This window comes from Psychroserpens sp. (assembly GCF_045105015.1).
GTDB lineage: Bacteria > Bacteroidota > Bacteroidia > Flavobacteriales > Flavobacteriaceae > Psychroserpens.
Map to the genome: position 1 here is coordinate 1 of NZ_JBGCCX010000128.1, position 12,315 is coordinate 12,315.

General features: G+C 31.7%; 12 protein-coding genes and 1 pseudogene. 10 read left to right on the forward strand and 3 right to left on the reverse strand.

The window, feature by feature from the left end; all coding sequences use genetic code 11:
- Positions 1-313: 313 nt before the first annotated feature.
- Together AB8B90_RS09485 and AB8B90_RS09490 are read left to right on the forward strand one after the other, a co-directional pair.
- Complete coding sequence (locus tag AB8B90_RS09485; RefSeq protein WP_405336179.1) at positions 314-2,005, forward strand: M23 family metallopeptidase; 1,692 nt, start codon at positions 314-316, stop codon at positions 2,003-2,005.
- An 11-nt stretch (positions 2,006-2,016) separates the two neighbouring features.
- A pseudogene (locus tag AB8B90_RS09490) lies at positions 2,017-4,494 on the forward strand (carboxypeptidase-like regulatory domain-containing protein).
- Here the strand turns inward: AB8B90_RS09490 and AB8B90_RS09495 are convergent.
- A complete protein-coding gene (locus tag AB8B90_RS09495) occupies positions 4,491-5,630 on the reverse strand; it encodes a cysteine desulfurase family protein (protein WP_405336182.1) in 1,140 nt (379 codons plus the stop codon). The pseudogene AB8B90_RS09490 and the gene AB8B90_RS09495 sit on opposite strands and share 4 nt — an antisense overlap.
- Positions 5,631-5,767: 137 nt before the next feature.
- Between AB8B90_RS09495 and AB8B90_RS09500 the strand changes: the two genes are divergently transcribed.
- Positions 5,768-6,691 carry a hypothetical protein gene (locus tag AB8B90_RS09500; protein ID WP_405336185.1) on the forward strand — a complete coding sequence of 308 codons (924 nt, stop codon included), beginning with the start codon at positions 5,768-5,770 and terminating at the stop codon, positions 6,689-6,691.
- Here the strand turns inward: AB8B90_RS09500 and AB8B90_RS09505 are convergent.
- Positions 6,681-7,238, reverse strand: coding sequence for a Smr/MutS family protein (locus AB8B90_RS09505; RefSeq protein ID WP_405336188.1), 558 nt, complete (start codon positions 7,236-7,238; stop codon positions 6,681-6,683). The two genes, AB8B90_RS09500 and AB8B90_RS09505, sit on opposite strands and share 11 nt — an antisense overlap.
- Positions 7,235-7,432 carry a hypothetical protein gene (locus AB8B90_RS09510; protein WP_405336191.1) on the reverse strand — a complete coding sequence of 66 codons (198 nt, stop codon included), beginning with the start codon at positions 7,430-7,432 and terminating at the stop codon, positions 7,235-7,237. Before AB8B90_RS09510 ends, AB8B90_RS09505 begins: the two co-directional genes overlap by 4 nt.
- Positions 7,433-7,539: 107 nt before the next feature.
- Here AB8B90_RS09510 and AB8B90_RS09515 point away from each other — a divergent pair, with 107 nt between their 5' ends.
- From AB8B90_RS09515 to AB8B90_RS09545, 7 genes are all read left to right on the forward strand, one after another.
- On the forward strand, positions 7,540-8,262 hold the full coding sequence (locus AB8B90_RS09515; protein WP_405336194.1) for a hypothetical protein: 723 nt from the start codon (positions 7,540-7,542) through the stop codon (positions 8,260-8,262).
- A 4-nt stretch (positions 8,263-8,266) separates the two neighbouring features.
- Complete coding sequence (locus AB8B90_RS09520) at positions 8,267-8,854, forward strand: hypothetical protein (protein ID WP_405336197.1); 588 nt, start codon at positions 8,267-8,269, stop codon at positions 8,852-8,854.
- 88 nt (positions 8,855-8,942) lie between these two features.
- Positions 8,943-10,814: a T9SS type A sorting domain-containing protein gene (locus tag AB8B90_RS09525; protein WP_405336200.1), complete on the forward strand. Its 1,872-nt coding sequence runs from the start codon at positions 8,943-8,945 to the stop codon at positions 10,812-10,814.
- A gap of 52 nt (positions 10,815-10,866) precedes the next feature.
- The gene (locus tag AB8B90_RS09530; protein ID WP_405336203.1) at positions 10,867-11,154 is read left to right on the forward strand and encodes a DUF2752 domain-containing protein; all 288 of its coding nucleotides are present in this window, start codon (positions 10,867-10,869) and stop codon (positions 11,152-11,154) included.
- Between the two features lie 16 nt (positions 11,155-11,170).
- On the forward strand, positions 11,171-11,515 hold the full coding sequence (locus AB8B90_RS09535; protein ID WP_405336206.1) for a CCC motif membrane protein: 345 nt from the start codon (positions 11,171-11,173) through the stop codon (positions 11,513-11,515).
- An 82-nt stretch (positions 11,516-11,597) separates the two neighbouring features.
- A complete protein-coding gene (locus AB8B90_RS09540) occupies positions 11,598-11,876 on the forward strand; it encodes a CD225/dispanin family protein (protein WP_405336209.1) in 279 nt (92 codons plus the stop codon).
- Positions 11,866-12,273 (forward strand): DUF2752 domain-containing protein, encoded by a 408-nt coding sequence (locus AB8B90_RS09545; protein ID WP_405336212.1) that lies wholly within the window; start codon positions 11,866-11,868, stop codon positions 12,271-12,273. Before AB8B90_RS09540 ends, AB8B90_RS09545 begins: the two co-directional genes overlap by 11 nt.
- Positions 12,274-12,315 lie beyond the last annotated feature (42 nt).

Here is a 12,315-nt window from a genome sequence, read left to right on the forward strand (position 1 = left end):
CTAATTTTATTCTCTAACGAATCGACAATATCTTCAATTTTACTCATTTACAAATTTCAATACTGATGAAACAAAGTTAACATACCAAATGAAAAATAGCAATTGTTTTAGAATAAATTTTGAATTAATATCAAAACATCAGTCATACAGTAGTATTACGCATAATTAAAATTTAAGATTACCGCTTTTTTTGAAACTTAACTTTACTATTTTTGAATTCAAATACTAAAAATGGAAAAAAATTAAATATAGAATATTTTCTATGTTTAAAATAAATTGATATTTTTACGTTATAAAATTTGATTAGTACTTTATGAAAAAGATATACCTCTATATAATTCTTTTTATCAGTCAAGCTGGATTCTCTCAATCACCTTATCCACAAGATTACTTTAGAAACCCTCTGGACGTAACACTAGTGTTGTCTGGAACTTTTGCCGAATTACGTTCTAATCATTTTCATTCCGGATTAGATATTAAAACCCAACAACGTACTGGCCTAGATGTATTTGCTGCTGCAAAAGGTTATGTAAGTCGGATTAAAATTTCTCATTTTGGATACGGAAAAGCACTTTACATAACACATCCTAATGGTTACGTTACTGTTTATGCGCATTTAGAAAAGTTTGCTCCAGTGATAGAAAACTACATAAAAGACAAACAATACGAGAAAGAATCTTATGAAATTGAAGTCTTTCCTTCTCCTGAAGAATTACCAATATCATCAAACGAAATTGTCGCTTTTTCGGGAAACTCTGGAAGTTCTGGTGGTCCTCATCTACATTTTGAAATTAGAGACAACGAAGAACGTCCAATAAATCCAATGCTTTTTGGTATTGACATAAAAGACACTAGGCAACCTGTAGTAACTGCAATTTATGCGTATCCGCAGGATAGAAAATCTCACGTTAACGGCATTAAAACAAGAAAAGAATTGCGCCTTATACCAAACAATAATGGTGATTATAATGTAGAACCAATAGAAGCTTACGGAACCATAGGCTTTGGAGTTGTAAGTTATGACCAACAAGATTTGGCAAGCAATAAAAATGGTGTAAGTAATATACAGACATTATTCAACGGAAATAAAAATTTTGAAATGGATTTTAAACGTTTCAGCTTTGATGAAACCAAACATCTAAACCGATATATAGATTTTGAAATTTTTAAAACTAAAAAATCACGTGTTCAAAAATTATTTGCTCAACCGGGAAACACGTTAAGCATGCTCAATGATGTTTCTGATGAAGGTTATATTCACGTAGAAGATAGTACTTCTTCAGTATATAAAATAAGAATTCAGGATTTTCAGGGCAATGAATCTTGGGTTAATATCCCTATTCAAGGAAAGAAAGCCAAAGAAAAACTAGAGCAGTACGATCTTAAACCTAATTACTATGTTCAGGCTGATGAAACTCTACGTCTTGAGGACAAAAACATATCAGTGCTTTTTGCAAAAAACACCTTTTATGACAATTTTTACATTGACTTTGCCGTTAGTAGTGATACCTTAACATTGCATAAAGATGTTGTTCCCCTTATGAAAAACTGCACTATTAGTTTTAATATTGAAAATTATTCTGAAGAAGATAAAAGCAAGTTATTTATTGCAAAACTATATGGCTATTATAAAAAACCATATTACGTAAAAACAACACGACAAGGGGATTTCTTAACTGCTAGAACAAAGTCTTTAGGTACATTTACATTAGCTTCAGACACAACTAGTCCAACAATTAAACCAGTCAATTTTCAAGATGGAAAATGGCTAAGTAAGTCTAAAAATATAAAACTTAAGATTGACGATGATCTTTCAGGCATCAGTAATTACAGAGCAACCATTAATGGAAAATGGGTTTTAATGGAGTATGATTATAAAAAAGACACCCTTACTTACACTTTTGAAGACGACGTAATTTCAGAAACTGAAAATAATTTGAAAGTAATTGTTATAGATAATATTGGAAATAGTTCTACATTTGAAGCAACGTTTTTTAGAAAATAAAAAAAAGCCTTTTGAAAATACAAAGTCTATTACTAATTCTTTTTTTAAGTATACCATTGTTTGGTTTTTCTCAAAATGCTACTATCAAAGGTGTCATACTTGACGATCAGCAGCAACCAATTTACAATGTTAGCATCAAAGCCAATAATAACGGAACCACTTCTAACGAGAATGGATTTTACGAGCTTAAGGTTCCTGCAAACACTGATATAACTATTGTTTTCACCCATTTATCACATAAAAAAGTTGAAGCAACGTTTAACTTGAAAAATGGTGAAGAAATTGAATTCAACCCAGTAATGAGTGTGGAAGTCGAGCAAATCACTACTGTTGTTATCAATAGTAACACAAAACAATCTGTTGAAGGCATCGTTTCCGTTCCTCCAGCTGTTTTAAGAACAATCAAAGGTGCGCAACCTGGTGTAGAGAATATTCTAAAAACATTACCAGGAGTAAATATTTCAAACGAATTGAGTACACAATATTCGGTTCGAGGTGGTAACTTCGATGAAAATTTAGTATATGTCAATGAAATTGAAGTGTATCGACCATTTTTTTTTTTTTTATGACAACAAGAAGGATTAAGTTTTGTGAATACAGATTTGGTGCAAAATGTAGATTTTTCGGCTGGTGGATTTCAAGCAAAATACGGAGACAAATTGTCTTCAGTTTTAGACATCACCTACAGAACTCCTATCAAATTTGGTGTTCGGGCAGAAGCAAGTCTTTTAGGAGGTAGTATCGCTGCTGAAGCTGTAAGTAAAGATTCAAAGTTTTCAGGTATCGTGGGACTACGTTATAGAGATAACAGCTTGTTTATAAATTCACTTGAAACTGAAACCAATGTTGTACCTGTATTTGCAGATGCTCAAACCTATCTAACCTATAAATTTTCAGATAAGTTTCATTTGAATTTCCTTGGAAATATATCGCTTAACAAATATGATTTTCAACCACAAAACAGACAAACAAATTTCGGTACTATTGACGAGCCAGTTGCATTATTAGTGTTTTACGAAGGTCAAGAGAAAGACCAATATCTCACTACTTTTGGAGCCTTTAAAGCGAACTATTTTGCTTCAGAAGATTTAACCCTAAAGTTAATCGCATCTGCATACCATACTACTGAAGAAGAATATTTTGACATTTTAGCGCAATATCGATTAGGAGAAGTTAATAGTAATATTGGTGATGAAAATTTAGGCGAAGTAGAATTCAGCGAAGGGATTGGATCACAGTTAACACATGCAAGAAATGACTTAGATGCATTAATTTTTAACATCGAACATAAAGGTGATTACAAATTAGATGATGAAAGCACTCTAGAATGGTCTGTTAAATATACACATGAAGATATTCGAGACCGTCTTGTAGAATGGGAAGTTATTGACAGTGCTGGTTTTTCTGTTCGCCCTCCTATTTTTGACACACCAAACGAACAACCATACGAACCTTTTGAAGGACCTCTTCAAGCCTTTCAAAATGTACGCGCAACCAACGAAGTTCAAATTGATAGACTTCAAGCCTATGCACAATGGAGCAAACGCACAACACTAGGAAACAACGACGTATTTTATAATGCTGGTGTTAGAATACACAATTGGACTGTAAATAGTGAAGTTCCAAATCAAGAAGGCATTACAAGCTCTACTCAAACTGTTTTTAGTCCGAGAGCACAATTTGCCATCAAACCAGATTGGGAAAAAGACATGCTTTTTAGAGTTGCTGGTGGATTGTATTACCAACCCCCTTTTTACAGAGAATTAAGAGATTCTTCGGGAGTTGTTCAACCTGATGTTAAAGCTCAAAAATCTATTCATGTTGTTTTAGGAAATGAATACAGTTTTGAATTATGGAAACGACCTTTCAAGCTTGTCACAGAAGCTTATTATAAAAACTTAACAGATGTTAATCCTTATACTTTAGAAAACGTTAGGATACGTTACAGGGCTAAAAATAATGCTACAGCGTATTCATATGGTCTAGATATGCGACTTAACGGTGAATTCATCCCAGGCACTGAAAGCTGGTTTAGTTTCGGGTATCTAAAGACTGAAGAGAATATTGATAACAGAGGTAATATTGCAAGACCAACAGATCAACGTTTAAAATTTGGAGCCTTATTTCAAGATTATATGAAAGCACTTCCAGATTTAAAAATGTATTTAAATTTAGTATATAATACTGGTGTTCCAGGAGGTTCTCCTAGTTATGCAGATCCGTATCAGTTTCAAAATCGTTTACCAGATTATAAGCGTGCAGATGTAGGTTTTTCTTATGTATTAGTGGATCCAAATAAAACGTATACAAAAAAATGGAAGCAAACATTTAGAGAATTATCAATTGGTTTTGAGATTTTCAATGTATTTAATGCGCAAAATTCAATCACAAATACCTGGGTACGTGACGTATATAGCAAACGACAATTTGCGATTCCAAACTATTTAACACCTCGAGTTTTTAATGTAAGATTGAGCACTAGATTTTAAACAAACTCTTTTAAAACTCCAATCGTGTAATCTACTTCGGCTTTTGTATTAAAAGTACTAAAAGAAAAACGCACTGATGGTTTTTGTAAATTAGCCTCATTTAATATCTCAGCAAGGACATGTGAGTTTTGAGAGCTTCCGCTCTGACATGCGCTACCTTTTGAACAAGCAATCCCTTTTAAATCTAATTGAAATTGCAACATGGCTGCTTTTTCAGGAACTATAGGTAAGCACACATTAATAAGTGTATAAGTACTATTTTCGGGACTTGAGCAGCTTCCATTGAAAACAACATCAGGTAAGACTTCACGAAGTTGAGTGATAAAATAATCTTTAATACCTAAAATATATGAACGTTCCGTATTGAGATTTTCATAAGACAACTTCAAAGCTTCATCTAAGCCAACAATATTATGAATTGCTTCTGTTCCTGCCCTATATCCTCGCTCCTGTGCGCCTCCAAAAATAGAACCTTTAATTCCAGAGTTTTTTCTAACAAAAGCGAAACCAACACCTTTTGGTCCATGAAATTTATGAGCACTTGCAGCTAGAAAATCTATTGGAATGGCTTCTAAATCTAATTGATAATGTCCTACAGATTGGACAGTATCACTATGAAACAATGCATTATTCTGTTTACACAAACTGGCAACTCTAGAAATATCTAGCTTATTCCCTATTTCATTATTGACATGCATTAAACTTACCAATTTCTTTTTTTCAGAATCTAACAACTGTTCTAAATGAGAATAATCGATATGACCATCAGATTCTAAATTGACATATTTCACTAAAATAGGAAACTCTTTTTCTAATTCATCAATTGTATGAAGAATAGCATGATGCTCTATTTTAGTAGTAATAATCTCTTCAACACCAAGATCTCGAACTGCGCTTCTCAAGACTAAATTATCAGCTTCAGTACCACCAGAGGTGAACACAATTTCAGAAGCAGACACATTAAAATGTAATGCAACAGACTTTCTGCATGATTCAATTATTGATTTAGATTGCCTTCCGTAATTATGTGTAGAAGAAGGGTTTCCGAAATTAATTTTCATTACTTCAGTCATACGATCAATTACTTCATCACGAATTTGAGTTGTAGCAGCATTATCAAAATAAACAGTTCTCATAAACAAGAAAAATTAGAATGCAAAGATGCAATAATCAAATGGTAAATAAAACCAGAACCTACACTAACAAAATTATTTGTTAATCATATCGTTATAAATTTACAAATCTCTATTTTTGTTTCTTAATGAATTACAGCATGCGAAAATTTATCATTTTACTTTGTATCGGACTTTTATTTACAACCTGTGATGATGGTGATGTATTTGAAGTAACACTGGATTTCGAGGACGAATTCAAACAATGTGGCGAGCTAGTGTTTTTTAAAACCAATGAAAACACTTCTGAATCCCTATCTATACAGTTTAGCACTTTAACTATGGAAACAATTTTAGATGTAGGTGATGATTTTTTTTACGAAGACACTTTTCCGCTAGGAGGATCAAATGTTTTTAATTACAGAAGTTATTCAAATTTACCAGCAGACAATGTATTGTTTTGTAATGATATTCCGCCTTCAAACTTAGGTATAGAAAGAGATGAAGTTAGTCTTGGTGGTGAAGTTACTGTTACAACAGTTTTAGTTGAAGATGACAACGACGGAATTCCTTCAGAACTAGAAGGTCAAGATCCAAATGGAGATGGTGATTTTAGTGATGCGATAGATACCGATGATGATACTATTCCGGATTATTTAGATGTTGATGATGATGGTGACAACGTACTTACGGTTAATGAAGACGTCAACTATACAGAAGATGATGGCTTAATAAATGCTTTAGATACAGATGGTGATGGGACTCCAGATTATTTAGATGATGACGATGATGGTGATGGTGTTCCTACACGTGATGAAGATACAGATCAAGACAAGAATCCAACAGATGACTTTTCAGATATAAATAACCCAGGAATTGCAAATTATTTAAATGATCAATATTCTGTTTCAGTACCTGCAATAGCGTACAGAGACCACGAAATTAGAATGATTTACACTATATCTGTAATTGTTTCAGAAATCTCTTTACCATCTATTACTCAGCAAACACTGGATTTCGGTACGCTTAATGATTCTAGTATTACTACTGAATTTAGAGATGCTAATCCAATATTTATTGATTAGAACTTACGTTCTGATAAACATATACTTCAGTTGCTCCGTTTCCATATTTTTGTAAGTCGGCTTCGTAGTATTTTATATTATCATAACGTCTAAAAAGAGTTTCTAATTCCATTTTTAAAACCCCTTCTCCCACTCCATGTATAAATACTAGTTTCTGAATACGTTTACGTATCGCAAAATCTAATTGCCGTTTAGCTGTGTCTAACTGAAGTGTAAGCTTGTCGTAGTTAGTCATTTGTCTTTCAGAATCTACTAACTTATGGATATGCAAATCAACCTCCATCATTGGTAGATTTCGTTCTTTTGGCTTCGTTTTGATAGAACGCTTTTTTAATGGAAGTTCTTTTTGTTTAATCACATCTTGAATACCATTAATTGAAAAGATATCTTTTGTGAATGATTTATTCTTGATTAACTCATTTGATTGAAACTCCAAAACAAAACCATCAGAAGTTTCTACACCAACAGTATGGTTATTTATTCCTACAATAACACCCGAGATATCATCGTCTAAAACCGAAACTTTATCTCCTATTTGAAAACTCATACATCTAAATTCTCTTTATTTTCTTCTTCTAAATTTCTTTTACTAGGAATATTTCTAGAAATCCTATAAACACCCAACATTAAAGCTACAATCCCTCCTATAAGAAGAAATTGATTTTGGTCCTCACCTGCTTGAGCGTAAATAGCTACAAATGCGCCAGTTACAATTAAGATGTAACTAATTAGTCGTGACATATTGATGGTTTAGCGTAAAAATTAAACAACTTATCGAAATTACACTATTATATCTAATAATCAAGGAGTTATTTATTAAATTTAATTGGGATTAAAATTTGTTGATTATGAAAAAAATTACATTTTATTTAGTGTTTTTTATCGGAATAACATTAAATGCCCAAGTGGGTATAGGAAATACAGATCCAAAAACAGAACTTGATATTGAAGGTGCTATTTCATTAAGAGACGGAGGCACTATCAGCTTAGTTGATGGAACCAATAGCAATGTCACTCTTCCTTTAGTTGGAGGTGTACTGTATTCTCATTACAGAATTACTGGTCCGACAGCTTATTTTGAGATAGAAAGTATTATACCTGTAACTGGATCTGATGGACAAATGGTTACACTTCAAAATACTACTACTCAAATTATGGGTATTATTCACAATAATGGTGGTCCTGCAGCTAATAGAATCCTTATTCCTTCAGAACAAGACCTGTTTTTAACTGGCAGATATTCATCAATAACATTAATGTATAGTGATGCTCAAAATAGATGGATTGTACAAAACAAATTAAATGACATCACAGCATGGTATTATCCTGCAACCAATATCTTATCTGGCAACACTTATAATTTAACACTTACAGTACCTGGCTGCACTAGTTTTTCAAGTGTTTCCGTTTCATTAATTGGTGATTGGGGAACTTCCCCTTCTGATGATATCACAATTCATCATGTGGAAGCTAGGACTGGAGAAGTTACATTTGTTGTTTCAAATAACACAAGTGGATTTTTTGGCACTGACTATATTGGAATGGATTTTATAGTAACAGTAATTAATTAAATCGATGAAACAAATATTTATAACATATATAAGTTTCTTTTTTTGTTTTACGTGTTTCTGTCAAAGGAATGACTCTATAACAAGCAAGAAAAATATAATTGAACATAAAGCAAAAGCACTTTCAGTTAAAGACTATTTAACTACTCCAAAAACAAAAAAGAGAGTAATAAAAAAAGTTTCAAATCTTGAGAGTAATAATGCTTCTCAAAATAAAAAGATAGTTGATGTTCCTAAAATAAATGCCATGTCGTTAAGAGATTATTTGTACAATGAAGATAAATCCGTTAAAAAAGCAATCACAAAACATAACTTAAAAAATAAGAATCACAAACAACACATCATTTCATTACCTAAAATAAAGGCTTTGACTTTGAAAGAATATTTGTCAAGTCCTAAAGTCGAAAAACTAATTCTAAGGAAAACTAAATTAAATTTAAGACAAACATCTACTCCTAAGAATGATAGTTCAAAAGTATTAACTAAAAAGAAAGCTTATTCTACTAAAAAAAATAACTTATTAAGCAAAGATTTTGTAATTTCAAAAAATAATTCTGAATCTAATAAAAACACCTTTAAAAATAAGGATTTTTGATCAGTAATGAAGTTACTTCAAATCGAAAAAAACATAATAAAAAACAGATTCATCAAACAATATAGCATTACGAAATAAGTAATCCATTATGAAAAATACGATCTCACTTATAATTATAGTTTTCATCTCGAATTTTATTTTCGCACAAGACCTCTATGTAGACAACAATAGTTTTATTTATGCCAGAGATGTAGTTGTATTTGTTAATGATGATATCAGATTAGAAACTCCCACATCAAATTTTTATTTACGAGGTGATGCCCAATTACTTCAAAACACAAATACTAAAAATTCTGATGCTGGCGAACTTTCTGTATACCAAAACCAAACCAAAGGCATCTATGAATATAACTATTGGTGTAGTCCTGTTGGTGTTAGCATTGATGGAACAGTACGTGCTAACCTAGCATTTAATGGTACAAACATACATGATCCAGTGGACCACACAGATTTAACTAATGTAAATTCAAACGCTTATTTATTTACTTCTGCTTACAACGGAACTGCAACTGAACTTTCAAATTATTGGATGTTTACGCTTGAATCTGGAGGTGGATATACTGACTGGAATCAGATCTTTGATATTGGCAATGCAAATCCAGGATATGGATATACGCTAAAGGGAAGTCCAAATACTAACAATGTATTAGATTTTAGAGGACGACCAAACAACGGAGATATTACTTTTAATTGTGTTTTCAATGGTACAGATTCAGATCCCACATCAGGATTAGATGATCAAGTGAATACATTAACTGGAAACCCATACCCTTCTGCTTTAGATCTTAAATTAATTTTTGCTAATGTTCCTACCAATGCTACACGATTAGATGGTAATATTTATTTCTGGGAACAAAAAACCAAAAATTCTCATAATATCCTATCATATGAAGGTGGATATGCTGTTTATACTCCTGGACCTTTAGGTGATTTAAGTGATAATGGGACCTACGCAAGAGCAACTTTTGGAAACTTTACTGTCGATGGTGGTGAAATTGGATCAACTTCAGGCAATAGTCCAGATTACAGTGCTAATAATTCTAGACGTTTTGCAGCAATTGGTCAAGGGTTTGTTGTTAATAGCGATGATAATGGAGGTGCTGTAGGTGGTGGTGTTATCACACTCAATAACTCCATGCGATTATATCTTGCTGAAGATTCTGTAATAAGTGGAAATGGCTCAATATTCGGAAGACAAAACTCTCAAGGAAATGATGTTATAGCAATGTCGCACAACGGATTAGATTATACAGATATTATTAATCATCCAACTATAGTTCCTGAGATTAGAATTCACACCAAAGTCAACAATTCGTTTTATAGAGAAAATGTTATCGCTTTCAGAAATAATACAGATTTGACCTACAATAAATTTTGTGATGGTAAAAACATATCAGATTTAAATAATGATGTATACCTTTTAGCTGAAGACCAAAAACTTGTTATAAAGTCGATTACTTATGACCAAAATACAAGAATTCCAATTGTATTTAAAGCATCAGATCAAGCAACAGAATATAGTGTTGAAGTAAATCAACTAACAAATATAGATGATGACATCAATATTTACATTTATGATAATCTTAATAACACCTACACTAGCATAAAAGACGGGAGCTTTGATATAACACTTGATGAAGGTATTTATGATAATCGTTTTGAAGTTACGTTTATAGATGAAAGCACTTTAAGTAATGACGCTGTTACTATCTCTGATTTTATAGTAATTCAAGACAACAACAATTCTCAATTAACAGTTAAAAACCCTAACAATTTAGATATTGAAAGTGTATCGCTTTTTGACGTTTCGGGAAAACAAGTGTTCAATTCAACTAATTTAGTGAATAACATAAGTTACCATTTTTCTACTCATAATTTAAGTGATGGTGTATATGTCACTGTCATAGGTCTTAAGAACAGTGATTCAATTTCTAAAAAAGTAATTATAAAAAATAAATAAGTTCACAAAACAACTTATACTTTCCTATTTTTGTTTTCATTAAATGAAAACTATGCTCAAACCAGAAGAATACATGCTTCCTTGCTTAAATAAAAAGCTACTTGGCATTGATTGTATGGGTTGTGGTATGCAACGCTCACTATCATTAATACTTCAAGGTGAATTTACAGCTGCGTTTCATATGTATCCTGCTATTTATACTTTAATTGCATTATTTGGTGTTGTTGTCATAAATTACTTCATAAATTTCAAACATGCTTATAAAATTATTATTACTTTGGCTATAACTAATGCTGTAATCATAATTGGCAGTTTTATATTAAAAACTTTTTACAACTAAAACAAAAACGTATCACATGGAAAACAATCAAACCCAACAACAATTACCTAATTCAACACTTATTCTAGTATTTGGTATTCTATCAATAGTTACTTGCTGCTGTTATGGTGTTTTAGGTCTTATACTTGGTATTATTACAATAGTATTAGCAAAAAAAGCAACAGCTATTTATGCAGAGAATCCTGAATCATATAGTGGATTTCAAAATGTAAAAACTGGTAAAATCCTTGCTATAATTGGTATAATCTTAAGTGCATTGTATTTAATAATGACAATTTGGATGATATCTACATTCGGATGGGAAACAATGCAAGATCAACAGCTAATGCAAGAGCGTATTCAAGAAATGATGGGATCATAATTCTTATTATTCAATATATAAAAGCGACCATTCGGTCGCTTTTTTTTTATTACTTTTGACTCATAAATCTAACCAAATAATAATGGAAAATAAACCACAAAGACCAAATAGTTATTTAGCACTAGCAATAATAAGCACAATTCTATGTTGCTTGCCTACAGGAATTGTAAGTATCATTTACGCAACTAAAGTTAATAGTTTGTATGAAGATGGAAACTATAATGAGGCTACTAAAGCATCAAAAAACGCAAAAACTTGGGGATTAGTATCTATAGGTATTGCAGCTTTAGGTTGGATTTTATACATATTAATTTTTGGAATAGCCATGTTTGGAGCCCTAGCAAGTGGCAATGCTTACTAAAACAAAGACATTAATTACATTAGGTATAGTGATAACACTCTTAGGAGTATTATCACTATACTTTTTCTGGAATCCCTCTGAACACAATATTTTTCCGAAATGTCCTTTTTATTCATTAACAGGCATTTATTGTGCAGGATGTGGCAGTCAAAGAGCTATTCATCAAATAATGAATGGCCACATCATTACAGGAATTAGACATAACTACTTACTTATAGTGGTCTTTATTGTTTTAAGCTACAAAGCTTTAATATTTATTTTAAATAAAATATACAACAAAGCATTTTTCGATGTCTTTCATAAACCCTTCGCTACTAAGATTATACTAGTATTGGTATTGCTGTTTTGGATACTAAGAAATATTGAAATGCATCCTTTTTCAGAATTAGCACCATAAAAAAAAGCGATCAAAAAGATCGCTTTATATTGTTACTAAATA